At 43.2% G+C, this 26,990-nt stretch carries 21 protein-coding genes and 1 tRNA gene; 10 read left to right on the forward strand and 12 right to left on the reverse strand.

The window, feature by feature from the left end; all coding sequences use genetic code 11:
• Nucleotides 1-175: 175 nt before the first annotated feature.
• The gene (locus tag DBT_RS05870) at nt 176-1,900 is read left to right on the forward strand and encodes a sensor histidine kinase (RefSeq protein ID WP_244155320.1); all 1,725 of its coding nucleotides are present in this window, start codon (nt 176-178) and stop codon (nt 1,898-1,900) included.
• Between the two features lie 64 nt (nt 1,901-1,964).
• The gene (locus DBT_RS05875) at nt 1,965-3,332 is read left to right on the forward strand and encodes a sigma-54-dependent transcriptional regulator (RefSeq protein ID WP_067617708.1); all 1,368 of its coding nucleotides are present in this window, start codon (nt 1,965-1,967) and stop codon (nt 3,330-3,332) included.
• Nucleotides 3,333-3,432: 100 nt separating this feature from the next.
• Here DBT_RS05875 and uvrA read toward each other — a convergent pair whose 3' ends face one another.
• The 8 genes from uvrA to DBT_RS05915 all read right to left on the reverse strand — a co-directional run bounded on the left by uvrA (nt 3,433) and on the right by DBT_RS05915 (nt 16,737).
• Nucleotides 3,433-8,727 (reverse strand): excinuclease ABC subunit UvrA, encoded by a 5,295-nt coding sequence (gene uvrA / locus DBT_RS05880; RefSeq protein WP_067617711.1) that lies wholly within the window; start codon nt 8,725-8,727, stop codon nt 3,433-3,435.
• A 174-nt stretch (nt 8,728-8,901) separates the two neighbouring features.
• Nucleotides 8,902-10,590, reverse strand: a complete 1,689-nt coding sequence (ispH, locus tag DBT_RS05885; protein ID WP_067617714.1) for a 4-hydroxy-3-methylbut-2-enyl diphosphate reductase — start codon at nt 10,588-10,590, stop codon at nt 8,902-8,904.
• 55 nt (nt 10,591-10,645) lie between these two features.
• A complete protein-coding gene (gene glyS, locus DBT_RS05890; RefSeq protein ID WP_067617717.1) occupies nt 10,646-12,721 on the reverse strand; it encodes a glycine--tRNA ligase subunit beta in 2,076 nt (691 codons plus the stop codon).
• A complete protein-coding gene (locus DBT_RS05895) occupies nt 12,699-13,544 on the reverse strand; it encodes a glycine--tRNA ligase subunit alpha (RefSeq protein WP_067617720.1) in 846 nt (281 codons plus the stop codon). Before DBT_RS05895 ends, glyS begins: the two co-directional genes overlap by 23 nt.
• A gap of 5 nt (nt 13,545-13,549) precedes the next feature.
• On the reverse strand, nt 13,550-14,818 hold the full coding sequence (locus tag DBT_RS05900; protein WP_067617723.1) for a glucose-1-phosphate adenylyltransferase family protein: 1,269 nt from the start codon (nt 14,816-14,818) through the stop codon (nt 13,550-13,552).
• A 75-nt stretch (nt 14,819-14,893) separates the two neighbouring features.
• Nucleotides 14,894-15,550, reverse strand: a complete 657-nt coding sequence (locus tag DBT_RS05905) for a YiaD family glycine zipper/OmpA-like lipoprotein (RefSeq protein ID WP_067617726.1) — start codon at nt 15,548-15,550, stop codon at nt 14,894-14,896.
• A gap of 197 nt (nt 15,551-15,747) precedes the next feature.
• Nucleotides 15,748-16,248 (reverse strand): hypothetical protein, encoded by a 501-nt coding sequence (locus DBT_RS05910; RefSeq protein WP_067617729.1) that lies wholly within the window; start codon nt 16,246-16,248, stop codon nt 15,748-15,750.
• 12 nt (nt 16,249-16,260) lie between these two features.
• Nucleotides 16,261-16,737, reverse strand: coding sequence for a cytochrome c3 family protein (locus DBT_RS05915; RefSeq protein WP_067617732.1), 477 nt, complete (start codon nt 16,735-16,737; stop codon nt 16,261-16,263).
• A 195-nt stretch (nt 16,738-16,932) separates the two neighbouring features.
• Here DBT_RS05915 and DBT_RS05920 point away from each other — a divergent pair, with 195 nt between their 5' ends.
• Genes DBT_RS05920 through DBT_RS05930 form a run of 3 tightly spaced genes read left to right on the forward strand, consistent with a single transcriptional unit; the run spans nt 16,933 to nt 18,787 of the window.
• The gene (locus DBT_RS05920) at nt 16,933-17,880 is read left to right on the forward strand and encodes a helix-turn-helix domain-containing protein (RefSeq protein ID WP_067617735.1); all 948 of its coding nucleotides are present in this window, start codon (nt 16,933-16,935) and stop codon (nt 17,878-17,880) included.
• Entirely contained in the window at nt 17,867-18,283 is a 417-nt protein-coding gene (locus DBT_RS05925) for a hypothetical protein (protein WP_067617738.1), read from the forward strand. Before DBT_RS05920 ends, DBT_RS05925 begins: the two co-directional genes overlap by 14 nt.
• A gap of 33 nt (nt 18,284-18,316) precedes the next feature.
• Nucleotides 18,317-18,787, forward strand: a complete 471-nt coding sequence (locus tag DBT_RS05930; RefSeq protein WP_067617741.1) for a C-GCAxxG-C-C family protein — start codon at nt 18,317-18,319, stop codon at nt 18,785-18,787.
• Nucleotides 18,788-18,851: 64 nt separating this feature from the next.
• Here the strand turns inward: DBT_RS05930 and DBT_RS05935 are convergent.
• Nucleotides 18,852-18,927 (reverse strand) — tRNA-Lys (locus tag DBT_RS05935).
• 135 nt (nt 18,928-19,062) lie between these two features.
• On the opposite strand from DBT_RS05935, the gene DBT_RS05940 reads away from it, so the two are divergent.
• Genes DBT_RS05940 through DBT_RS05960 form a run of 5 tightly spaced genes read left to right on the forward strand, consistent with a single transcriptional unit; the run spans nt 19,063 to nt 22,522 of the window.
• Nucleotides 19,063-19,842, forward strand: coding sequence for a DUF4198 domain-containing protein (locus tag DBT_RS05940; RefSeq protein ID WP_067617743.1), 780 nt, complete (start codon nt 19,063-19,065; stop codon nt 19,840-19,842).
• A 4-nt stretch (nt 19,843-19,846) separates the two neighbouring features.
• Nucleotides 19,847-20,443 carry a cobalt transporter CbiM gene (gene cbiM / locus DBT_RS05945; protein ID WP_067617746.1) on the forward strand — a complete coding sequence of 199 codons (597 nt, stop codon included), beginning with the start codon at nt 19,847-19,849 and terminating at the stop codon, nt 20,441-20,443.
• Nucleotides 20,440-21,057 (forward strand): hypothetical protein, encoded by a 618-nt coding sequence (locus DBT_RS05950; RefSeq protein ID WP_067617750.1) that lies wholly within the window; start codon nt 20,440-20,442, stop codon nt 21,055-21,057. Before cbiM ends, DBT_RS05950 begins: the two co-directional genes overlap by 4 nt.
• Nucleotides 21,054-21,818, forward strand: coding sequence for a cobalt ECF transporter T component CbiQ (gene cbiQ, locus DBT_RS05955; protein WP_067617753.1), 765 nt, complete (start codon nt 21,054-21,056; stop codon nt 21,816-21,818). The genes DBT_RS05950 and cbiQ overlap by 4 nt, the downstream gene beginning before the upstream one ends.
• Complete coding sequence (locus DBT_RS05960) at nt 21,815-22,522, forward strand: energy-coupling factor ABC transporter ATP-binding protein (RefSeq protein WP_067617756.1); 708 nt, start codon at nt 21,815-21,817, stop codon at nt 22,520-22,522. Before cbiQ ends, DBT_RS05960 begins: the two co-directional genes overlap by 4 nt.
• Here the strand turns inward: DBT_RS05960 and DBT_RS05965 are convergent.
• From DBT_RS05965 to DBT_RS05975, 3 genes are all read right to left on the reverse strand, one after another.
• A complete protein-coding gene (locus DBT_RS05965) occupies nt 22,465-23,859 on the reverse strand; it encodes a sensor histidine kinase (protein ID WP_067617759.1) in 1,395 nt (464 codons plus the stop codon). The genes DBT_RS05960 and DBT_RS05965 overlap by 58 nt on opposite strands.
• Nucleotides 23,856-24,818 carry an ABC transporter substrate-binding protein gene (locus tag DBT_RS05970; protein ID WP_067617761.1) on the reverse strand — a complete coding sequence of 321 codons (963 nt, stop codon included), beginning with the start codon at nt 24,816-24,818 and terminating at the stop codon, nt 23,856-23,858. Before DBT_RS05970 ends, DBT_RS05965 begins: the two co-directional genes overlap by 4 nt.
• Before the next feature lie 29 nt (nt 24,819-24,847).
• On the reverse strand, nt 24,848-26,990 hold a 2,143-nt coding region (locus DBT_RS05975; RefSeq protein WP_141674227.1), incomplete at its 5' end, for a TonB-dependent receptor plug domain-containing protein.

The raw sequence follows: 26,990 nt of genomic DNA on the forward strand, positions 1-26,990 counted from the left end.
GGCAGTCCCTTTCCTCATCATTTTTTCAATCTTAATTTTAAATACAGTGGAAGAAATATTAAAAGCAAATGTTACCCGTCAAATAACTAGGCTTGCAGAAAAATCTGCGGACAATCTAAATGATCTAATAGAAAGGTCTAAAACACTCCTCCTTACCATTGCCATATCCCCTTCCGTGACTGATCTCATTGAGGCACGAGAACTGGAAAGCCCCGAAAAGATTAAGCAGTCAATACACAATTTAGAAGAATATTTTCTAAAACTTCAAAAGCTAAATGATATCATCCAAGCAATTCGATTTATAGATGAAAAAGGCAATGTTTGGGTCAAAGTTAGAGAGGGCAAGATTATTCCACGAAAAGGACCACTGATAGCCAATCTTGGTATTAGGGCAGTTAGCATAAAAAAAGATCGTGATTTTTTTAAAAAGACTATGCTCTTGAACAATGGCGAAGTCTGGATCTCCAATTTGGAAAAAGGATGGATGGAAGGACAAAAAAAATGGTGTCCTGCTATGGTTCGTTTTTCTACCCCTCTTTTTTTCTCTAATGGGAAAAGAGCTGGGATACTAATTATCAATGTATGGGGTAAACAAGTAGGAAAAATGATAAATCGTCTAATATCTCCACAAGAGGGGATGGCATTTCTGATTGAAAGAAATTTATTGGACGAAAAAAGAAATGGCATTTTTTTATTTCATAAAAAATGTTCGTGCGAATTTGGTAATCAAACCGGCAGTCATATCACAGTATTTCAGCGTTTCCCTGATTTCATAACTAAAGCCTGGATGCACACTGACAAAGGAATAATACTCAACCCAAAAACCAAAGATATACTGGCCCACAGATTCTTTTCTCCCTATCATAGTAAAAAAAGAGGTTGGGTAGTAGTGGTACAAGCCAATAGTTCTTTTTTTATGGCTCCTTTGACCATAATAGAAAATAGAATCATAATCTCTGCCTTGCTAATGGTATTGCTAGCAGTACTTGCTGCACTCTACTTTGCTCAATCTATTACTGAACCTATCAAACAGGTTATTGATGGCACCCATCGTATAAGTCAAAACCTTTCAAACCGTATATCTATAAAATCAACTGACGAAATAGGAATTTTGGCCCAAAAAATAAATAACATGGCATCGCAATTACAAAAAAATATTGAGGAACGCAAAAAACTAGATGCCCAAATTTATCAATCTGAAAAACTGGCTTCCATAGGAGAAATGGCAGCTGGCCTCGCTCATGAGCTAAACACTCCCCTCAGTAATATAAAAGCTATTGCCTCTCTTTCTAAAAAAGACCTGGATACTGGAAAGATAAATTTGGATGCTGTAAAAGAGGATCTTAACGACATAAAAGAACAAACAGAAAAATGTAGTGAAATTATCTCTGGTTTACTGAGTTTCGCAAGAAAAAGGAATCCAGAATTTGCCTTATTTAATATAAATGATCTGATTGAAAAGGCTCTATCACTACTTCGCCTAAAAATTGAAAAAAAAGGCGTAACCGTGAGATTCCAAAAGAACGAGGATCCACTCTCTGTCAATGTAGATGCAAATCAGATACAACAAGTTTTTGTCAACATTCTTCTTAATGCACTAGATGTATTAGACTTTGGCGGCCTTATCACAATCATTTCAGAAAAAGCGGGTAATCACCTAAAGATAAGCATAAAAGATAATGGTCCCGGAATCCCTCCAGATATCATGCCTAAAATATTCAATCCCTTCTTTAGTACAAAAGAAGTGGGTAAGGGAACCGGCCTGGGCCTGTCAGTCAGCTATGGCATTGTGAAAAATCATGGTGGCACTATTGAAGTGCAATCAAAGCCCGGTCAAGGTACAACTTTTACAGTTAAACTCCCAATGAATTCCTTGCAAAACAATGGCAACGACAAATAATGTAATCCAATCAACAATCAACTTGGACGGAATGGCTTATAACTAAAGTAGAAAGGAAAAAGTTATGCGCATTATTATTGTAGATGACGATCCAACAGCATGCAAAATTTTACGGCGAATGCTGGGAACTGAATATGAAGTTAATATATTTTACAATGGAGAAACCGCTTTCAAGTTTTTTTTACAAAATGGGGCAGACATAATAATAACAGACATCCGAATGCCAATGATGGATGGATTACAACTGCTTACCAAAGCAAAGGAAATAGATCCAGAAGTTATTATTCTTGTCATTACTGGATATTCGTCAGTTGATTCAGCGGTTAAGGCAATTAAAAAAGGTGCTTATGATTACATATCCAAGCCTTTTGAACCAGATGATGTACTTATACGCATAAAAAGGGCTATAAAGGAAAAGAAACTTGAAGCAAAGGTAAGATCCTGCCAACAAGAACGACAATTAAAATTTGATAAAATTCAAATTATTACCCAAAACCCCAAAATGATGCATATGCTCGAAATAATTCGAAAAGTTGCAGCCACAGACAGTACCGTCCTCATATATGGAGAAACAGGTGTTGGAAAAGAACTCGTAGCACGCATGATTCATTACTGGAGTCCTAGAAAAGACTATGCATTCATTCCAGTGAACTGCAGTGCTCTGTCTGAAGGAATTATGGAAAGTGAGCTTTTTGGTCATGAGAAAGGGGCTTTTACTGGCGCAACCAACAAACACATTGGTTTCTTTGAACTCGCAAACAAGGGGACCATATTACTTGATGAAATCGGCACAACAAATAATAGGTTCCAAGTAAAATTACTCCGAGTCTTGCAAGATAAAATCATCTATCGGGTGGGAAGTACATCAGCTATCCCTATCGATACTAGAGTACTTGCTGCAACAAACCAGGACCTAGAACGTGAGGCAAACGAAAATCTTTTTAGACCGGATCTATATTACAGACTAAGTGTAGTCACTATCAAAATCCCTCCACTCAGAGAAAGAATGGATGATGTTCCTCTTCTAGCAAATCATTTTCTAAAAAAATATTCACATATAAATCCAAAAGTTAAGGGCATATCAAAAGAAAGTAAAAAAATTTTAATGGAATATCCATATCCAGGGAACGTGCGTGAACTGGAAAATATCATTGAAAGGGCTATGATACTTGAAAATAGCGATATGATCACTCCTTCCAGTCTCATGATGACATCCAAAAGCACTGCTCAATTAGAAAATACTAGCAACTCCTCATTAGAAAACAGTCAACCTGCAGATGAAGCGCTACGCCTAGAACACGTGGAAAAGGAACATATTTTAAAAGTATTACTCATGTGTAATGGTAGAAAACTAGAAGCTGCAAGGCTTCTTGGAATCAACAAAACAACACTTTGGCGTAAAATAAAAAAGTATGGATTACTTAATCTATAATCTTGGTGTTAGCTAAGTAGGACATATGAAAACTATATGCACAAACAACTTAACTCGCACATGCCAAATACAGATCAGCATCAAATAGGAAATTCCTCCTCTACCCCAATAAGACCTTTTGGGTGGGAGTACGTTTTTCACCAGCTATAAAGGCCTCAATACCGCCCTGAAATATCACTTTTCCACCGTTTTTTCCCCCTCCTGGGCCAAGTTCAATCACGTAGTCACATCCGAGAATGACGTCTACATTGTGCTCTACTATGATGACGGTGTTTCCAAGCTCACATAGCTTTCTCAAGTGCCTCATCAACCTTTCCACGTCTTTCATGTGGAGGCCCGTAGTTGGTTCATCCAGTAGATACACCACTCCTTCAGGGCTTCTTGCCATGAGTTCTCGAGAGAGTTTGAGCCTTTGGGCCTCACCCCCTGAAAGATGCGGGCTTCTCTGTCCTAGCTCGAGGTAACCAAGGCCAAGGTCTGACAAAAGGCCGAGAGATCGCTTAAGCCTTGGATGGGCCTTAAAAAAGGAAAGTGCTTCATCTACTGTCATACTCAGGCACTCAGAGATGTTTTTTCCAGACCACCTCACTTGGAGTACTTCGTCTTTAAAACGCTTTCCTCCGCAATCAGGACAAGTGATGTACACAGGTGGCAAAAAACCGAGTTTCACCTCTTCAGCTCCCTGGCCTTTGCACGTTGGACACCTACCACCTTCAGTATTGAATGAAAAGGTAGACTTTGAATAGCCCCTCGCCCTTGCAAGTGGGGTCTTTGCAAAGAGATCTCTCAGAAAATCAAACAATTTGAGATACGTTAGAACACACGACCTCGGAGTCCGCCCAATAGGACTTGAATCCACCATAAGGACCTGCCTGATAATCCCATCCACACAGACGTCTCTTAAATACTCGAGGTCCTTAGATCCTTTTTTGGAGGTAATCTTTCTGAGATTTTTGTAAAGAACCTCCTCAAGAAGTGTGCTCTTTCCAGAACCGGACACCCCAACAATTGCCGTAATGGCTCCAAGGGGGATCTCCACCTCTTCATCCCTGATGTTATGGCACGAGATGCCAGAAAGCCTTATAAGTCCAGAGGCTCTAACATCACGGTCTTTGTATATTTTCCTCTTATGCCTTCTCTCTCTTAGGGCAAGGCCTGTGAGAGAAGTCGTATTTTGTTCTATGGCTGAAGGGGGCCCCTCCGCTACAACGCGTCCTCCATTCTTTCCACCACCAGGACCAAGATCAATAACCCAGTCTGCACCCCTGATGGTCTCTTCATCGTGCTCGACCACGATTACGGTATTTCCAGCGTCCTTAAGCCTCTTAAAGACCTTGAGTAACCTCCTGTTGTCCAGTGGGTGTAGTCCTATGGTGGGTTCATCGAGAACCACTGTGAGCCCAGTAAGGCCAGAGCCGATCTGGGCAGCAAGCCTTATGCGCTGGGCCTCTCCTCCTGAGAGGGTATCTCCAGACCTAGAAAGAGAAAGATATCCAAGGCCAACATCTATTAAGAATCCAAGTCTGTCAACCACCTCTTTTACAAGGGGCTCTGCCAGTTCATGAAGGCGTTCTGACCAGGGAGGCGTACGCAACCAAGACTCGCACAACTGCTTTGCTTCTTCTACCTCAAGGTCTAAGACCTCCCCTATGTTTTTCTCATCTATCACCCAGGAAAGCGCATCTTTTGAAAGCCTTGTACCGCGGCATTCCTTGCAGGCCTTCCCCTCCGAAGGTTCCCTACCAGTACCATTACACCTCGGGCACCTTCCAGTCTGTGTATTAAAGGAAAAAAGGAGCGGATCAGGATCAGGGACTCCCATGCCACACCTGGCACAGCTCCTTCTCTCGCTAAAGAATTCTTCATTCTGGTTTTCTCTATCCATAATGCCGATTTCACCCCCGCCATAGTAAATGGCCTTGTTAAACACGGCTTCAAAACCCGATTCGTCAGGTGAGATCGGGCCAAATAGCCAGGAGATAGAATGAATACTGAATCTGTCGAGCTCAGGGAGATTTGTTATTGGATAAAATTTTCCATCTATCATGAGGCCAGATGCCCCGGAGATCTTTGCCTGTTCCAGTACATTTTTAAAAAATCCCTTACGCTTCCTCACTCTTGGGGCCATAAGGTAAACTTTGCAGCCCTTGAAACGTCTCTTGATCTCATCGATGATCCTGTCTCGCTTGGTCTCCTTTAAAAGAAGACCACAACCAGGGCACCTGGCCTGAGAAACCTTTGAATAAAGAAGTCTTAGAAAATGAGCCACTTCTGTCAATGTCGCCACAGTGGACATTGGCCCAGAACGTGCCTTTCTCTGCTCAATGGCCACTGATGGACTGAGGCCAACAAGTTCGTCAACGTCTGGCCTTTCATATAACTTCAAAAACTGGCGCACATAAGATGAGAGGCACTCAATATACCTTCTTTCTCCCTCTGAGTGGATAATGTCGAAGGCAAGAGTGGATTTTCCTGAACCAGAAGGGCCGGTAATCACCACGAACTTTTCACGGGGGATGGAAACATCTATGGATTTGAGATTATGGTGCCTGGCGCCCTTTATCTCTATTGTAGCATTGACCGCGGCTTCCTGGATCCTTTGAGGTTCTAGTGCCTTTTTAGGATACGAAGACGGCCATTTCGTACATTGAAGAAAAGGCGCGGTCTTTGACTCCTTTATCTTGTACAGTCCTTGTGGCTCTCCTTCATAAATAAGGTAGCCTCCTTTTTCACCCCCTTCTGGTCCAAGTTCGATCAGCCAATGTGAATTTCTTATAAATCTTGGATTGTGTTCAACAACTACTACTGATGCATTTTTTTTCCTAATTAGGGCATGACAGCCCCTAATAATCAGGTCTACTTCCCTTGGATGGAGTCCCCTAGTAGGCTCATCAAGTATGTATAATGTATGGCCTGGGGTATCTCGCTCCAAAAATGCCTTTGTAAGCCTGAGCCGCTGTGCCTCTCCTCCAGAAAGTGTGCTCAGTCTCTGATCAAGAGTAAGGTGCCCTAGGCCAAGATCATTTATGACCTTTAACGAGGATGCCACCTTTTTAACATCCTTAAAGAAGGCCATTGCCTCCTTAACAGTCATTGCCAGGCATTGATCGAATCGCACTCCTTTGTATGGGACCGACCTAATTTCAGGTTTGAGCCGCGTTCCATTACACACTGGGCAGAGGAGTTCGACATCGGGCAAAAACTGCATCTCGAGGACCTCTACCCCAAGCCCCTTACAGTTTTCGCACCTTCCAAGCGGTGAATTAAATGAAAAATTTCCTGGCTTGAGCCCCATGGCCTTGGCCTGGGGAGTATTGGCAAATACCTTTCTTATGCCATCAAACACCCCTGAATATGTGGCCACTGTTGCCCTTGGAGTGCGGGTAAGACTCGATTGGTCAACTAAGACCACCTCGCTAATGGTCTCTAACCCTACGATTTCAGAAAAGGCCCCAGGAGATTCAACTGGTTCGCCAAGGTACCTTTTTACTGCTCTAAAGAGCACCTCTTCAACAAGACTGGATTTGCCAGAGCCAGACACCCCTGTTACTACAGTAAGCCTCCCAAGGGGGATACGGACATTTACGGACTTTAGGTTGTTAGCCCTGACCTCCTTTACAATAATTGCATCTTCTTTCGAAATCTGGCCTGGAGTTTTTGCTGGAAGGGGCGCGTCTGTAGCCACATAGTCTAAAAGCAGAGATTCGTCTGGTGGCCCCTGGTAGGTAACCTCCCCACCCTCTTTTCCTGAGCCTGGTCCTAGGGCTATAACCCCATGGGACGAACTTATAAGCTGTGGTTCGTGAGTGACTGTAAGGATAGTGTTTCCTCTATTCCAAAGCCCCTCTAGTACCTTCTTTATACCCAAAACGTCGTGTGGATGGAGTCCTCGAGACGGCTCATCAAGACAGTAGAGGGTGTCTTTTAGGGCATTTCCCAGGGCACGGGCCAGGGTTACCCGCAACATTTCACCACCTGACAGCGTTCTTGACTGACGGTTTAGTCCAAGATAACCAACACCTGAAAGACTAAGCGTCTCCAGCCTATTTTCAAGCTCTCTAAAAAGAGTGGCACTTGCCCTATCCTTTTGAAAAAAATCATTATTTTCCCTTAACCACCTAAGGGCTTCATCTACGGAAAGGGAGTAAAAGTCCCCAATATTTTTTCCAAGGAGCCTGTAATAAAGTGCCTCCTTTCTAAAGCGCGTCCCATTACATTCAGGGCACGTGGTGTAAGCCCTATATCGCGATAATAGGATCCTAATGTGGGCCTTATAGCGATACCTCTCAAGTTCTTCAAAGAGTGCCTCCATACCTGGCCAAGGCCCATGCCCATATTTCACCAGTTGCTTGATGTCGTCTGGGAGCTCTCGCCACGGAGTCCTGGGGTCTACTCCCTTGTCCTCAAGGACCTCAAGGAGAAGGCCCTTTTCATACTCCCATGATTCCAGAGGTAAAATTGCCCCTCCTACTATGCTCTTTGAAGGATCTGGAATCACCAGATTCCAGTCTATGCCAGTACCCCTTCCAAAGCCCTGGCATTCAGGGCATGCCCCTGCAGGGGTGTTGAAGGAAAATAGCGCAAGAGTCGGAGGTGAAAAATGCAGCCCACAGCGGGCACATTGCCGATTCCTGGAGAAAGGGAATGGACCTAGGAATCTATTTTTATCCCTATTTAAAAAATAACAAACTACCCGTCCCTTACCCTCTAGAAATCCGAGCTCAAGGGCCTCACGTATACGTTGCTCTATTGTGCCATTTAAATCATCTGGACCTTTAAACCGTATTCTGTCAACAATAACGGATATGGTAGAGAGATTGTGCGTATCTACAAGTTCGTCAAGCCTGCGTATTTCACCTTCGACTATGCAGCGGCTATAGCCCCTTGATTCAAAATCCAGGGCCTCAAAATCTTTGGGTTCAACCTCTGCCCCTATTATGAAGATTCCCTCTTTTTCTGCTTCCAAAAGCCCTTTTAGTAGATCAACAACGTCTCCGAGGCCCTGCTCCTTTACAACACTGCCGCATCCAGGACACTCAAGGTGGCTGAGACGAAAAAACAGGTGCCTTACAGGGAATGTTATCTCAGAGAGCGTTGCAACAGTGGACCTCGCATTCCTAACTGGATTCCTCCCTAGGACTGCAATGGAGGCAGGAAGTCCTGAGATAAAGCTCGCTTTTGGCCTTGGTTTCCTCTCAAGAAATTGACGAACATATGGTGAAAATGTCTCTATGTAGCGCCTTTCAGACTCGGCATGGATAGTATCGAATACAAGGGTGGACTTCCCAGCTCCAGAAGGCCCTATGACGGATATGATCCGTCCCAAGAAAATATCCAGATCAATATTTTTTAAATTATGTTCAAAAAGTCCCCTAAGGACAATCTTCTTATCCATACTCATTCCTCTATGTAACGCAATGAACATTATAATATATTTTTCAAATCACTCTCCATAAATAAAAATAACCACTCGCCTAGGGAGATTTGTCCCCAGAGCGATAATTTATTTGAAACAAAAATATATAGATTGTCTGAGTTTGATATAGCGGTAAGCGAACTGGTGGGTATTTCAAATAGCAATAGACAAAATCAAAGACGACACCATAAAGACCATACTCAAGGCCTCTACCATGAGTTCGAGTCTAAGATTTTGCCCCAGTTTTTCGCGCTTAAAATATTTTACGAGGAAAAGTCCATACAAAAATGCAATGGGAAATGCCAAAAAAGACGCCCCCATCCCCTTTAAGAAAATCGAGGGGAACGATGAGATCACCGCAAAGATTGTGCATAAAACAGCAGTGAATTTGAGGACCTTCTCTTCCCCCAAAAGGATGGTCATGGTCTCTCTTCCAACGAGTCTATCGCCCTGAAGATCTATTATCTCCATGAGGACGTCTCTTAGAATTACAAGAAAGAACACGAAAAACAGGACTAGCCAGCAAGACGGTGAATTAAAGGGGTCTTTACAGGGGATTAGCACCGATAGTGTAGCCCATGCTCCTGCTACGAAGAGGGTCTTTGATCCAGGTAGTTCTTTGAGTCTGGTAACGGAATATAGGAGCCCAAGGGCTACGACAAAAAGGAGGATGACAAACTTCAAAGTGCTGAGATAAAGGGCAAGTCCAAAGGCTGCTACCACCCCAAATATGGATGCAGACAAAAACACCTTTTTATACTTTAGGAGAAATGCTGTCCTAAGAGGATCATTAAATCTGCCGGACTTTTCATCTATTAGTCTATTTAGGGTGTGCATTGCGAATACGAGAAAAAATGCTATAAGGGCCCCTAAATAGCCCTTTATTCCAAGTATATTAGATGCCCCTATACACAGAGACGCACCACTAAGCCCTGTCCATAGGTTACTTTCATGCAGAAATCTAAGGGTCCTCCAGATTGCACGGCTAAAAATGGATTCATCCTTTCCAGGGATGGCCTCGACCCTTCTAAGCACTCCATTAATTACCCAGTTTGGCGTAGAGGCACCGGCGGTCACCCCCACACTTGAAAATCGTCTCAGCGCATCCTCGTCAATTTCCCTTTCTGTCTCTACGAAAAAGACTTCCTTGCCCTCTTCCTCAACAATCTCTGCAAGACGCTTTGTATTAGCGCTCTTTTTTCCGCCAACAACTATTACGGCCTCAACTTCACTTGCCAGACGCCTTACCTCTTCCTGTCTTCTCTTGGTTGAATCGCAGATGGTGTCGAATATGCGCCCGTCCGGAAACTTCTTGAGAAGCCAGTCTGACCATTCCTTGAAGCGTTCCCTGTCCTGGGTGGTCTGTGCTACTATTATGTAGGGAGCGTTTAGACTAAGGGCTTTCAACTCGTCTTCACTCGAAACCAAAATACCCTTTTCACCAGCGTGCCCGAGGATACCCTTTACCTCAGGATGCCCTTTATCTCCCACGACTACAACGAGGAAACCCTTTTCAGCATAGTGCCCTGCAATAGATTGAACCTTTATGACCCTAGGGCATGTCCCGTCAATGACCTGAAAACCTGCCTCTTCAAGACGATTTCTCTCTAGGGGGGTAATCCCGTGCGCCCTTATGATTACAGTCCCCTCCCCTTTTTCAGGGATCTCTTTTAGGACCTCAACACCTTTTTCACGGAGGAGTTCCAGTGCAGAAGGATTATGAATTAGGGGACCATAGGTAAAGATCGGCCCGTCAAAGCCTGAACTTACCTCAAGAGCAAGGTCCATGGCCTCTCTTACCCCCATGCAAAAACCAGCTATTCGAGCAAGTTTTACCTTCATAAAGCGTAATCTAGTCTGTTATCCAGCTCCTCTGGTAGGCATGCGGGCTTAAGATCTAACCACTTATGGCTGAAAGGTCCCCTATGCTCAAAAAGAGTGAACTGATCTCATATATAAGAGCGAGTCTGTTAGCACGAATTGCCTCGTCTTCTGCCATAACAAGGACCTCGTCAAAGAACCTATCAATCGCAGGTTTGAGCCCAAGTAGGACCAACATGGCATCCTCATGACGCTTTTCGTTTAGGAGTGGCAAGACCTTCTCCCTTGCATCCTTGATGGCAGAGTATAAAGAGACTTCAGCTGGTTCTTTAAGTAGTTCTTCTTTGAGGCAAGACCGTGTCTCTCCCTTTAGAATGTTCATGCATCTTTTAAAGGCGATGCTTAGGGGTTCAAACTCTGGCCTTGTACGCACTGCCTCTATAGCACGTGCCCTTAAAATCGCATCAACTGGTTCATCAAAACAGGCCTTTAAGGCTGCCTCTACTGTATCAGGCCTAAGTCCTCGTGAGACAAGTTCATTTTTTAGCCTTGTCCTGAAAAAAGTGAGTATCTCCTCTTTGAGTTCAATCTTTGAGATGCTAAGCCCAGTGCTCTCAGTAAGGATATCAAATGCCTTTTCTATAAGATCCTCCAGAGAGATGCTGATCCCCCTATCCTCTAGGATGTGGAGGATTCCAAGGGCATGGCGTCTCAAACCAAAGGGGTCCTGCCCCCCAGTGGGCTTCATGCCAAGGGCAAATGTGGAGCAAATTGTATCTGCTCTGTCTGCTATACTTAATATTGCCCCCTCAAGGCTGCTCGGGAGTTCGCCGCCAGAGCTTTTGGGGAGGTAATGTTCATAGATAGCCAAAGCGACTGCTTCATCCTCTCCTGACCTCTGAGCATAGACCCGTCCCATAACACCCTGTAGATCAGGGAATTCTCCCACCATCTCGGTTACGAGATCTGCCTTGGAAAGGATAGCGGCTCGCTCCACTGTGGCCCTTGATTCTGGTGCCACTATACTGGAAATGTAGCCTGCAAGGGCCTTGATACGATTGGTCTTGTCAAGGAGGCTACCAAGCTCCTTATGAAATATTACACCAGCCAGATCCTTTACGTAGTCCTCAAGGGGTCTTTTAAGATCCTCTTCAAAGAAGAACCTGGCGTCATTTAGTCTTGCCCTAAGCACCCTTTGGTGCCCCTTTTTCAATAGATCTGGGTCCTTTGGGCTTATGTTATTTACCGATATGAAATGGGGGAGGAGTTTCCCATCTCCATCCACAACTGCAAAGTATTTCTGATGCTCCTTCATCACAGTGATGAGGACCTCTTCTGGAAGGGCCAAAAATGCCTCTTCAAAGGAACCAAGGATGCAATATGGATATTCAACTAGGAATGTATTTAGGTCCAGGAGATCCTCATCAAAGAGGAGCCTTCCTCCGGCCTCTTCTGCAAGCCTTGTTGCCTGCTCTCTGATGGCCTCCCTTCTTTTTTCCTGATCCACCACTACAAATGCCGCATTGAGTGCCTCTTCATAGGATTTAAGATCTGAAGAGACCTTGATTGCTCCAGGGGCATGAAACCTGTGTCCGTACGATTCGTTCCCAGAGACTATGCCGGCCAAGGAAAAGCTGAGCGTATCTTCTCCAAACACGGCCACAAGCCAGCGTATGGGCCTTGCAAACCTAAAACCAGAGTCTTCCCATTTCATGTTCTTGGCAAATGGGATCTCGGTAATTAGTTGAGGGAGCAATTCTTCAAGGACATCCCTGGTTGGACGCCCCTCTATCACTTTGTTTATACAGCAATATGGCCCCCTTTCAGTCTCTATAACCTCAAGGTCTTCAATGGTGACGTTGTTTCTCTTGGCAAACCCCTCTGCTGCCTTTGTGGGATTGCCGCTGTCATCAAAGGCCACCTTTTTTGGAGGCCCCATGACCCTTTCAACCAGGTCGTCCTGCCTGTCATTTAACCCCTCAACCCAGAGAGTCAGGCGCCTAGGGGTACCAAGAGTGCGGACATCTTTAAATTGGAGCCTATTGTCCTTTAGTCTCTCCTCTGCCCTATTTTTTAATGCATCGAGAGCAGATGGAATAAAACCTGCTGGTATCTCCTCTGTTCCTATTTCAACTATTAAATTTTTCTGCATATCCACTTGCACATCCCCTTGCAATCTTTCTTACTCTTGCAATCATATTGGTACGCTCTGCAACGCTAAGCGCACCACGAGCATCGAGCAAATTAAAGGTATGGGAGCACTTTAGACACATGTCATAGGCAGGAAGCACCAGGCCAGCCTGCAAAAGCCGCATTGCCTCCCCTTCATATATGTCGAAGAGTCTTTCAAGGCTCTCCACGTCTGCCTCTTCAAAGTTATATGTCGAAAACTCCTGCTCATCTCTAAGATGGACCTCACCATATGTAACATGTTCATTCCACTTGAGGTCGTACACATTGTCCACACCCTGAAGATACATGGCAATGCGTTCAAGTCCGTAGGTTATCTCCGCTGCAACAGGATTACAGTCGATTCCTCCAACCTGCTGAAAGTATGTAAACTGGGTGATTTCCATGCCATCAAGCCACACCTCCCATCCAAGGCCCCATGCGCCAAGGGTAGGTGATTCCCAGTCGTCTTCTACAAAACGAATATCGTGCTCCAATGGGTCTAACCCAAAGGCCTTAAGACTGCCAAGGTAGATTTCCTGCACATCCTTTGGGGCAGGCTGAATGATCACCTGGTACTGGTAGTAGTGCTGGAGCCTGTTTGGATTCTCACCATACCTTCCATCGGTTGGACGCCTAGATGGCTGGACATATGCGCATCTCCAAGGATCTGGAGTGAGCACCCGCAAAAAAGTAGCTGGGTGAAATGTCCCTGCCCCAACCTCCATGTCATAGGGCTGAAGCAATAAACAACCTTGTTTTTTCCAGTACTTGTTTAGCTCCTCTATGAGTTCCTGAAAGTACATCTTATCTACTCCAAATCTTTTAAGGTCTCTCCGTCATTTAGTCTTTTACCGTATTTTTGCCACTCTGCTTCCTGAATTCCTGGAAAGACGATACAGTTTGTCCCCACTATTGCACCGTCTGGAATGTGGGCGCCTTTTCCCACAAGGGTTATACCAGAAGATAGATGCTTGGGGTAGAGGTGGTTCGCAACGTGAATATCACCATCTCCAACACTAGATTCCTTTCCAAAATAGACCTCCTTGTCCGAAACCACCCTCTTTAATATTGCCCCCTGACCTATCCTCGTGTCGTGCATTATCACACTTTTTTCCACAACTGCGCCTGATTCTACCACTACTCCTGGACTGAGGATGGAGTCTCTAACTACTCCCCTTATAGTGCATCCAGGACTTATCACAGAATTTTCTACCTGTGCCTCTGATGCGAGCATGGTTGGAGGTCTGTCTCCAAGCCTCTCTTCCTCCTCCCAGTTGGTTGTTATGCCCCACCCTTCAGGATCTAGGCCAGAGTTTGGACGCACCATGTCCATATTCGCATCCCAAAAGGCCTTTACTGTACCAACATCTCGCCAATAACCTGTAAAGGTATAGGAATAAAGCTCTCCGTCTTTCATAGCCCTGGGGAGGATGTTATATCCAAAATCTTCTTCTTTAGTAGATGTGAGGGCTTGGACAAGGTATTCTGTATCAAAGACATATATTCCAAGGGAGGCGAGATTGCTCCTTGCCTTCTCGGGCTTTTCCTCCCAGTCAACTACCCTACCTGATGAATCCACAATCCCTATCCCGAACTGACTCGTCTCTTCCCAGGGAACCGGCATCATGGCAACAGTAACCTTCGCACCACTTTTTCTGTGAGACTCTACCATTGCCCTGTAGTCCATGTGATAGACGTGATCACCAGAGAGGATGAGCACCTCTTTTGAGGCCCTGTTAGTAATAAAGTCTAGATTCTGCCTTACAGCATCTGCTGTGCCCTTATACCAGTCCGAGTCCTTTTCGCCAGTTCGTGGGGGGAGGATCTTTACACACCTTGTCCGTCCAATAAAGTCCCAGGCATGGCCTGTGCCTATGTGGCTCATGAGGGACAGGGGCTTATATTGAGTTAGCACCGCCACCTTCAAAAGCCCTGAATTCATGGCATTTGAAAGAGCGAAATCTATGATTCTGTAAATACCCCCAAAGGGCACAGCAGGCTTAGCCCTCTTTTTAACGAGGATGTTAAGCCTGCTTCCAATGCCACCAGCGAGTATGAATGCAAGTGTATCCCTCATACTCGCTTATCTTTAGCAGATTATTTAGAAAAATACAAATGTCATTGATTAATTAAAAGAATTACAGTCCTATTCTTAACGCATGGGCTCAATGTAGATCTCCACCCTTCTGTTCAGTTGTCTTCCATAGGATGTATCATTACTTGCCTTTGGTCTTGACTCGCCATATCCAATTGCAGTTATCCTTGACGGAGAGACCCCCTTGGCAATAAGTAAATCCCTAACTGCCTCTGCCCTCCTTTGGGAGAGCCTCAGGTTGTATTCCTCGCTGCCAACATTATCTGTGTGGCCCTCAATCCTGATCTTAGTGTCTGGATACTCCCGTAGTATGCGGGCAAGCCTATCAATCTCAGGGTAGGCCCCTGGTTTCACTACACTTGAATTAAAATCAAACAGCACATCGCCGCGATATGTGACTTCAAGCACATTTTGTATCCTAGACACCGTAGCTGCATTTGATCCTGCCATAGCAGCCCTTAAAGCTGCCTCCTGCTGATCCATGTACCGACCAATAGCGGCACCGGAAAGCCCACCAATTGCAGCACCTATTGCTGCCCCTTCCAGCGTTGCCTTGGTGTCATGGCCAATGGCCTGCCCCACTATAGCACCTGCAGCAGCACCAATGGCTGAACCATATACTGCCCCCTTCTGGGTCTTGGTCTGGGGGGGAGCACAAGAAGTAAGAGTCCATGAAAAGGCGAGCACCAATAAATACAAGGCTATTTTCCTCATTAGAACCTCCTTTTTTATCTTTTTACATTAAAACGATGCAGCCATCGTGCCAAAATTTTAGAGTCATAATGTATTGTAATAAAAAAAAATTTATATCCACCCCAACTCAAAAGATTCGAAAAAAATGTAACTAGTCGACAAATTTGTCGAATCACTGAAAAGGGGGCCCTCAGCCCCCCTTTTCTATTCCGTAATTTTTAGCAACCTTCTACCACCATACGTTTTACTCTAGTCTTGAGGATGACTCTATCTCCTACATCAATCTTTTCAAAAACAGATCTTTCAGGTTCTATGATCATGTGCTTACCTGTTCCATCCTCTATCCAAAAGATGAGTTCTTCTGAGGCATCAACTCCCTCAAACATGGCTTTTCCACTAAATCTAGGCCTGAAACATCTTATCCTTCCAACTGCCTTTGTACGTTTTTGCCCTTTAAATTTTAAAATAACCATGGTGCCCACTTTGTCTATTGTTTTATCCCCAAATACCAATATCACTTTTTTCCTTGTCCCTGGCTTTGCACAAGGAATTCCTTTGGGAGTATGCCCCTTCACCACCCTAATGATCTCACAGGGACCATATTGGCCCCTCACCTTGACTATGCCCTTTAATCCACTGGCATGACCAGGGGTGTACAATGATATCAGCAGGGCCAGGGCGACTACGAAAGATGCTACATATTTTGTAGTAATTTTCATGACTATTACCTCCTATCCGCCTAGTGTTTTTTTTGCATGACAGCCCCTGCAAGAGGTGGGGCCAGTTTCTTTTCCATCCCTTTTCATAGCCTTATGGCATCCAGCGCAGGTCTCATGATAAAATTTCTTGAACTTTTTAGGCCCTCCTACACTGGAAAAGGCATCTTCAAGTCCTTTACAGGCATCTGAGCCCATGATCGCCTTTTCATCCGATGCCCCAACGTGGCAAGCAACACAGGTAAAGTCATCCTTATAAGGCCTTGGAGAATACTTTGAATTTCCCTTGAGGTAGTTAAGGGCGTGATCTCTATGGCTAAAGCCATTCACTGCTTTCAAGTCCTTTGGGAGCCCCTTAATCCTCTGACACCTGGCCTGAACATTGATATCTATGGTCTCAGGGATGTCTTTTGCAGTTACAGGGTGACTAGTCATAAACACCGCTGAAACCGTAATTCCAGCCAGTGTAAGAATTGTTTTTTTGAGTTTCATGATCACTCACTCTCCTTTCAGTTATTTTTTGTCAGGCAGCTGCCTTTCATGCCTCCAAGGTATGGCCAGTGGAGCTAGGCGAATAGGGGATATCTACCTATATCATTGGGTATTCAGGGCCATGTCGGGTCGATGTAGGGCAAAAAAATTGTGTGATTTACTCAGTAAGCGGGTTTTGGTAAGATTTACCCCATCATGAAAAACGAAAAGCTGGGTTCTAAATCAGTAGTAAAAATTGATGGAAGGCGCATTAAAGAGATCAGAGAAGCCAAGGGCCTAACCCAGCTCTATGTGGCGACATTCGTTGGGGTCACAACAGATACCATTTCAAGATGGGAGAACCGAAAATACCCCAGAATAAAAAGAGAAAATGCTCAAAAACTCGCAGAGGCCCTTGAAGTATCATTAGAAGAAATTTTAGAAGATGAGCCTGATAGTACAGAACCCAAAAAAATTCAACCGAATTCAACAGACAATGGAAGCACCTCTAAAAGACAAATAGCAATTTTATTGGTAATCTTTTTTCTCTTCGGAGCCTCCTACCTATTATTTAAATGGCTCTATCCCAGAGAGACCAGGATTATAGTTTTTGCTCAACGAAGCCTTCCTACTCAAGTTGCCCCGGGATCTCGATTTCCAGTAATCATCACCGTAAAAAAGCCAGTGGAAGGCAAGTCTTCGATCTTGATAAGAGAAACCATACCCCGCACCTGTGAACTTGTGGGTTATTTTCCCAAGGCATCTGCCATGAGCACTGATAAGAACATGATCCAGTGGATATTTCCCATTTCAGAAAAAGGCCTTGAACTCATATACGTCTTGAGGCTTTCTGCCAATGGCAAAATGGACAAGCCCCTAAGATTCAAAGGAATTGTAATACCCAAAGGAAGACACAGGACTGGTTTACCCATAGGCGGAGACACATCGGCAAAAATAGGCCCATATCATTGGGCAGACAAAGATGCCAACGGCGTTATAGATGACCAGGAAATTCTCGATGCCTTTGACAGACTCGGCTCCATAAAAGAACTTGAGGGAGAACTTCATAACCTTGAAGCTCTTTGGGCAGGAGGTACATATACCTGGGACAAAGAGGGCATGAAGTTTGTTGCCCAAAAAGGGGATAAAGATGTTAAAGAATGATTCGTCGAAAACAGTATGCACCATACTTACTATGCTCATTTTTATTTTTTTAGGCCAGGGGATGAGAATCGCTCTTGGGGCACAGCAGTCCCCCCCCTTGGATCTCGAATTTTACACCTCCATAGATGGGACTGTTACCTTCTTACTAACTTTAAAAGATCCCAGTATAAAGGGCGTAATTTTAAAGGTAAGATTCCCTAAAGGGTTAAAGGTTCTATCTTCACGCCCCCCAATAAAAAGTTTATCAAGAAACCATGCAAAGTGGTTTGTTAACGTCCGAGGCAGAAGGGAGTTAAAATTTGTAGTTAAATTTAACCGTTCTGTAAAAAAATCCGAGATTATTGCTGAGGCCCTTTTTAAACAACCTGGCACCATGAAAATGCAAAGGGTGAAGGCACGCTAAAAAAACTTGATTAAAGACAAGGAGGAGGTTCACATGACACCAGATGATATGGCAAAAATGGCTACAGAACTTTTTGAAAAGGGATTTCACTGTAGTCAGGCAACCTTTTACTGTGGTCTAAAAAAACTGGGCATAGAGGATGGAGAGGATACAATCGCAGCCCTTTCCCCTTTTGGCGGAGGTATTGCAAGTACAGGAAATACTTGCGGTACCATACTTGGTGCCATTGCTGTAATAGGATACCTGTACGGCAAGAAAAGGCCTGAAGACAAAGATGGAAAATTAATGTGGAAGCTTAGCCATAAACTTTTCAAGGCATTTGAAGAGATAACAGCTGAATACGGCGGAACAAATTGCAGGGATATCGCTAGAGTGAACTGGAGTGACATGAACGAGGTCAAGAAATTCAGAACTGATCCACTCAGTAGGAGAAAAGAGTGTTTCAAAGTCATTGAAAAAACAGCAAGAGCCCTTGGGGAGCTATTAGAACAAAATCAACTCTAATTAAAAATCTCGACCTAAAAAATATAAAGGCACCTATGAAATTCATAGGTGCCTTTTGTTTTCCTGGTGGGCCGTCAGGGTCTCGAACCCCGAACCTACTGATTAAGAGTCAGTTGCTCTACCAATTGAGCTAACGGCCCTCAAAACTGGGCCTTTGTTTACCACAAATCATGCTATTGTCAAGAACAAACAATATTATGTGTTACAACTTTTATTTATTGACTACATCGACTTTTGGTGATACGTTTTTCAAAAAAGTATTACGGAGGTCTTAAATGAGTCTTAAAAAGATTTTTTTTCTTTCAATTGTCTCTATAATACTCTCGAGTACAACATCTTTTGCTCACTTTGGACTCATTCTACCCTCAGATGACATTATTGAAGGTCAGTCCAACCAAAAATTAGACATCATTGCAGCATTCTGCCATCCTTTTGAACAACTTGGAATGGAACTTGTAAAACCACAAAAATTTGGAGTAATAATCAACGGCAAGAATCAGGATCTTACCTCTTCACTTCGTAAAACGAAATACTTGGGTCATACGGCTTGGAATATAAACTATCCCATTAAGCGGCCAGGAGACCACATATTTTATATGATTCCAACTCCCTACTGGGAAGAAACCGAGGGGAAATACATTCAACATATAACAAAAGTCATAGTAAATGCATATGGGCTCGAAGACTCATGGGATAAACCCCAAGGGCTACCAGCAGAAATCGTCCCCCTCACAAGACCATACGGCCTTTGGACCGGAAACTTATTTTGTGGTAAAGTGTATTATTCTGGAAAACCCGCTGCTCATGTCCAGGTAGAAGTAGAATACTTAAACAATGCAAAGCCAAAGGTCCGGTCTCCCAAAGATGCCTATATCACCCAGGTAGTCTTAACAAACGCAGATGGAGAATTCTGCTATAGCGTACCTCGTGCAGGTTGGTGGGGATTTTCCGCACTTCATGAAATTGAGGCTGCATCCGAAAGAAACGGACACCCTGTTCCACTTGAAATCGGGGCGGTAATGTGGATTAAAGCAAGAGATATGAAGGGGGAATAAGAAATTGCATATCTCTGAAGGCATCCTTCCAGTATGGACGCTTGTCTCTGGGGCAGGTCTAACCCTTTCTGGCCTATATGTAGGCTTCAAGCATCTCACCCCCAAAAAGATGCCAGAAACTGCCCTATTTACCGCTGGGTTCTTTGTTGCCTCATTAATACATGTACCAATAGGGCCAACGAGCTCACATCTTATTTTAAACGGCCTTATAGGAATCATTCTTGGATGGAGGGCAATTCCTGCCATATTCATTGCCCTCCTTCTACAAGCAATTCTATTTCAGTTTGGTGGCCTCACTACTATTGGCGTAAACACCGTTTCCATGGGAGTTCCAGCTATTTTATGTCACATGATTGTATCTCGTTACATAAATGAACGTAAACCGGGACTGTCTTCTATTATTGGGGCCTTTGGTGCCGCTTTTGCCGTTCTCATGAGTGGGGTACTCACAGCTCTTTTCCTGAGCACTGCAGGAGAAGGCTTTTGGCTTGCAGCAAAAATGCTTCTCATAGCCCATGTGCCAGTGGCAATAGCAGAGGCATTTGTAACTGGCTTTGCCATAAGGGGACTATTAAAAATCAGGCCAGAGGTGTTTAGATGAGATTTAAAAACTATTTAACTATTTCAATCCTGACTATAGTAGCAATGTGCCTCTTAAATACTCCATCTTTTGCCCATAGAGTCATTGTCTTTTCTTCATTTGATGGACAAAAGGTAGTGGTGGAGGGCTATCTCCCTGGAGGCACCAAAGTAAAAGGAGCAAAAGTAGAGGTAAGAGACGAGTCTGGGAAAATTATTGTTCAGGGAAGAACTGATTCAAATGGTGTATTCTCATTCATTCCTAAAAAGTCAGGGGGGTATTTCATTACTCTCAATGCAGGTTTAGGACACCTGGCAAAAACAAGTATTGACATTAAAAAGGCTTCCGCACATACAAGTGCCCAACAAATTTCACAAAAAGAAGGTCTAGAGAGCCAATCCCAACTTTCAGTACCTAATGATAAACAAGATACAGTGCCCTTAGAAGGGTTAAAACACGATGAAAAAATCCGTCAGATCATAAGAGACAGTATAAGTCCCCTTGCACAAGAGATCATCGCCTTGAGAAAGGCGCAAGAAAAAGTCCGAATTAGAGACATAATCGGTGGCATTGGTTATATATTGGGACTCTTTGGTATAGTAGCTCTTATAAAGAGTAGGAGGCAAGGCACTTGAGCTGTGAACACTTTTCCAATGGGAGATCCTTCTTTCATAGGTGTGATCCAAGGGTCAAGCTTTTATGCCTGCTCGTGGGTTCTTGGATAATAGCCGCCCTTGAAACACTTGAATTCCAGGTTGCCTGCTTATTATTGAGCTCGGCTTTCATGTTTGCTGCAAAGCTACCATTAAAAGAGACTGGCTTGCGTATCCTTATAGTCAATACCTTTTGCCTCTTCATTTGGCTTACAGTGCCTCTGACAACGAGTGGTATCCCATTGTTCCATATAATAGGTCCCTATTTTGTCACTGAAGAAGGGGTAATAACTGCCCTTTCTATTACCCTTAAGTCTAACGCAATACTATTTCTGTCTCTTTCCCTTTTGAGCACTTCTAAAATTACAGACCTTACCCACGCACTGAGTCACCTCAAGTGTCCATCCCCACTAGTACAACTATTCTATTTCACTTGGCGATATATTCACGTCATTTCCGAAGAGGCCAAGAAGATAAATGAGGCCATGAAATTGAGGGGTTTTAGCCTTTCAACGAACTTAAGCACGTATAAATACATAGGAAACTATATTAGTGCTATTTTTTTAAAGAGTTATGACACGGGCATTCAGGTCCAAAGAGCAATGGAACTCCGAGGCTTTGACGGCACATTTTGGCTGATACATCATTTTAACTTGAAAAGGTCGGATATCGTCTTTTTCACGACCACTATATCTGCTATCATGCTAATTTTTATAGGAGATCATTTTATATTGAGCAAATGAATAGGCTAATAGAACTAAAAGATATATATTTTGCATACTCTAATGGGGAGTCTATATTTCAGGGCCTAGATTTCACTTTAAACGAAGGAGAAAGAATCCTCCTAAAAGGTCCAAATGGGGCTGGCAAAACTACCTTATTTAATTTGATCCTTGGACTCTTGACCCCCCAAAAGGGAAAAGTCATTTTATTTGGCAAACAATGTGTAAAGGATAAGGACTTTAAAGTCCCGAGACAAAAAATTGGATTCCTCTTCCAAGATTCAGACCACCAACTATTTTGTCCTACTGTTCTAGAAGATGTCTGTTTTGGGCCCCTCAACCAGGGATTGAACTCAACAGATGCTATAAAAAAGGCTGAAGAAATACTCTACATGCTGGGGGTCTCTCATCTAGCCCATCGACCATCATACAGACTCTCTGGTGGAGAAAAACGTCTGGTGGCCCTTGCCACCATACTGGTAATGGAACCAGATGTCCTATTGTTGGATGAACCGTTTAACGCCCTAGATATGCGGGCAAAAAAACGAATAGAAGAGGTCCTCACAAACATAAAAATACGTGCAATGATACTGGTGTCCCATTACGAAAAGCTCCCTAAGGGGCTAATCTCAAAGGAGGCCTTTTTAAGGAAAAATGAAATCCTAGTTCAAGATGTAGTCATTAAGGGGAATTCTATAAAAAAGGTTGTGCCTTTTCCTGGATAGGACTCAAAATAAATTTTTCCTCCAAGGGCCTCCACCATGGATCGGGAAATATATAGGCCAAGACCAGTACCTTTTGGCCCTTTTGTAGTAAAAAATGGTGTAAAGATCTTATCCTTCACATCATCTGGTATACCCGCTCCCTGATCACTCACTTCTATAGTCACAAAATCAGATTGCTGCTTTAACCCAATACGTACAGTACCACCCTTTGGTGAGGCATCACTTGCATTAGTAATAATATTGACTATTACTTGCCTGACGGCATCCTCATCTGCAAATAAAACGCATTTGTCAGAATCGAACTCCAAAACATAATTTAGTCCTTTAGGATTCATAAAGTTAAAAGATGCCACTATCCCCTTTAAAAAGCCAACGAGTTCCATGGACCTAGGTTTCAGATCCGGCTTTTTTGCAAATAGCTGCACATTTTCTGTAAAGCGCATGAGAGTCTTTAGTTCTTTTGCAAAATTATCCAGGAGTTCACGCCCCTTTTCAGAGAGTTTTTCTGCACCCAGTTGATATTCAATGACTGAGAATCGATTCAACATGTTGCCCACTTCGTGGATGAGCATTGAAGAAAGTTCACCTAAGATAATGAGATTCTTTTCCTGAGCACTTTTTTCAGCATCTTTTATTCTCTTTTCAAGGTTTCGCCTAAGTGCCCTTACCATTGAGTTAAATGCTGAAGAAACCCTCTCTAATTCGTCATTGGTAGAAATGTGGATCTCGGTTTCAAGGTCTCCTTTTGAGACCTTTTCAACCCCGCGAATAAGAATTTTGAGAGGACGACCAACAAAATAATGTACTGAATAGACTGCCAATATTGCCGATACCCAAAAAGTACATACAGCCAAAACAAAAACTGTTAATTCAAGATTCTCAAGATTCTCATAAAATTTTTGTTTAGACAAACAAACTGTTACAACGCCTATTTTCTTTTGATTTGAATCCATTTCGCCTATTACCGCCTCTTCGTCCACGAATTCCCGTGCTTCCACTAATACATCTCTATGAAAGATCATAGCCTCGTCAGAGTGCTCAATCGTACCAAGATGTAATAACAATTCATTTCCATTTCCCCTAACTTCTACTCCGATAACATCTTTTTGGAGCATGACAGCCCTTATGCTGTCCCATAGGGGATCTGGATTCCATGCCACGAGGGGGTACTCGCTCATCTTTGCCAAAAATCCAGATATAGCCTTCCCCCTCTCTTCAATCTCGCGGAATACCAGTCGTTTCCCATAATAGACAAATACATAAGAAAGACAGGTTAGGGCAAGGCATTCAACTACTAAAATGATCAAAACTATCTTTACCGCAAGAGTCGGCTTCATTTCAAAAATATTACTGGAATATCCATAATCCTTTCAGGGACTATGAGACCCTTTTCCTCTGCAAGCTTCTGATTGACTATAATCCTAATCACTTTTGGATATTGAGGCCTAATATTTAAGACATCCTCGCCATTTAAAATACGTTTTCCAATCTCCCAGGTCTGTTCGCCTAGAGACCGATAAGGTATGTGGACTGAAAGTACAGCACCCATTTTCACATATGCCGCAGATAGCCCCATAACAAAAATATCATTTTTTAGGGCCCAACTTAACACGAACTTAATGGTAGAAGGAGAATCATAGACTTCTGTGTCGGGTATCATCAAGAGTCCATATACCCCGTCTGCCTTCATGTCTTCTAAGACGTCGTAAAGCGTTTGTCCTGAATTAAGCTTAAATAAACGTAAGCGAATTCCCTGAGCCTTTTCTATTGAAAAAATTTGAGGATCTATCCTCCACTTGGAACTATGAATAACGCCAATAGACTTAAGTCTTGTGACACGCGTAAATATTTTTACAAGTGTTTCTTCTCTTACTCTCAAGAATACTCCCGTTGCCTTAGCACCTCTAAATCTCCATTCAGAAGTCACCATAGAATAGACTACGGGTATACCATCTAGATTTCGGACTGCAAAAGTTGTGGCAGGAGTGCCTATGGTAAATACAAGGGCTGGTCTTTTGGCCATGATCTGTTTTTTTAGGCCACGTTCATCATTGATCCAATCTGCCAAATTATAGGCCCTACCAAACCGTATTCTCTTTCCTCTCCAATATAAATCCTTCTTTATGGCATCCTCGAGCCCTTTCTGGACTGTAAGATATGCCTTTTGCCTACCAGAATTTATGATCACTATAGATATAGCTTTTGAAACATTTTTTCGTATACTGGCCTCAACCTCAGGACAAAGAAAAGCCAATAACAAAAAAAACACTACAATTAATGAAGACCTACTAAACATACCCACCAATTTTTACGATATGAACTTCTTTAAAAAATATAGGTTAAGCCAAAATAAATCTCCCTGGGCCGTTGAGGAATAAGTGGTAGGCTTCCACCAAATCTGTGATCCTCGCTTTGGGCCCCTGCTGTAAAATAATCTACATTGAGTAGATTTTTAGCATCTAATGTAAATTCCACTCTTTTTATAGGAGTCTTATATGAGAGATGGGCATCTACTATGCATTTTCCCTTGATCTTTCCACCATGGAAGAGTGGATTGCCAGGTTGTGTATGAATGCCGCTCCACCACCTAGTCCTTAAGTTCATAAGAAGACTATTAGATGGTCTTAGGGTCAATCCAAAACCAAACTTATGTGTAGACACCTTTGGAGCATCAAATGTTTTGCCCATCAGCTTGGTCCTTGCATTTATAAAAGAATACCATGCCCGGTAAGATAAGCATTTTGATACTCTACCAGTAAACAGTAAATCTATACCAAAAGTTCTCTGTTTTCCACTATTTATAGGATATTCTATTACTGCGTTATCAATCACTTCTCCATTACTTAAATAGAGGGTATTGCCTGAAACCTGGGCACCTGCTTCTTGAATCGCATCTTTTGTTATGCTGTAAAATGCCGATATGTTTAACTCCGCAAAGTTAAGGCGTTTGATGTAAGCGATTTCAAAGGTTTTAAGCCTCTCTGGCTTTAGCTTAGTTCCCATTACATCAGGTGGCAGATGAGCGTAGTTGGTCCCAAGCCACTCTTTGTAGCGAAAGTATGGAGATGGAGAGATAAAGGCCGTACCATATAATAGCTTAAATGTGTCTTTTTCCCAGGGCTTTATGATCAAACCAATACGGGGGTTAAAAGAATTCTCGTGATTAAAGGTATCCCAATCATACCTGATCCCCACAACCCCTTTAACTGAGTCGCTGATTTTTCGGGTAAGCTGTGAGAAGAGTCCATAGCTCCAATATTCTCTTTCAACAATTGGAGGTATATCAATAATTCTATCATCCAATGTTTGGATCTTTATTATTGGAAAATCTTCGTATTTGGTTCCCTCGTCAAATGGAGTCCTTGAATTTATATATGGGAAGGCTGAAACTCTGCGAACTGCAAATCCAAGACTTAAATCTGTGCCCTCATCTCCCTTCCATTGAAGCTGCTCTCGCCATTCTACAGCCTTAGACCTTTCAAATATATAATTATCAAAGGAATATCGGCCATAATCACTATCTGGATCCAAAATGTAATACTGATAATTGACAAGACTCTTTAAAAAAAAGTAGTCTGAAAAATTCACTAGGTTCTCAAGGGCCAGGGCCAGAGTCCTAAGCTCTGCCTTATCCTTTTTTAACTGACTTCTTCCTGTATAAAATATTGTCTGAATATTATTAGGCTGGCGTGTGCCAAGATATTCTCCAAATAATCTCCAGTGACCAAATTTGGAATCAAAATAAATGTCCAGATCTTGTTCAGGGGTTTCATAAGGCTTATCAAGCTCATATATTGGGGTCTTTAGTCCAAATCCATTGTCTATGCGATGATTTTTATATTCGTCACGAAGATTAAAATCATTGGTCCTAAAACCATGGATGTAAAGGCTTGCTCCAGAATCCTCTCCAAACTTCTTTGAAAAAAGGCCATAACTTTCGAACGTATCGTGATTGGCCATCTGATATGAAAGTTCTAATTCATCAGGCCTTTTCTGTGGTTCATCTGTAACCATATTGATTACCGCTGAAAAGGCATCCGCTCCATAGACCGCAGAGGCCGGTCCATAAAGTATCTCCACCTGCTTCAGGTGCCAAAGTGACAAATGATGGCCAAACACTATATGGGTTCCATTCATTGGATTTAGGGGAACACCGTTTAAAAGGACCTGAACCTTGTTATTTCCCCAAATTCCACGGGGGATTACATAGGTTCCACCATCTTGCCCCCCTATCCTCTCTTGAATATCGAAGCCAGGACAGTCCTTCAAAAGGTCGACGAGATCCCTATATCCCCTCTCCCTAATCTCATCTCGAGTAATGACTAAGACAGTTCCTGGGGCCTCAGACCTCTTTTCTTCTATTCTTGACACTACGGATACTATCTCATCTAGGGCAAAATAAAGCTCCTCCGGAGCTTCTTTAAAATTTGCCCCATATACGGAGCCTATATCTATTAACATTAAAGGG

This window comes from Dissulfuribacter thermophilus, assembly GCF_001687335.1.
Taxonomy (GTDB): domain Bacteria; phylum Desulfobacterota; class Dissulfuribacteria; order Dissulfuribacterales; family Dissulfuribacteraceae; genus Dissulfuribacter; species Dissulfuribacter thermophilus.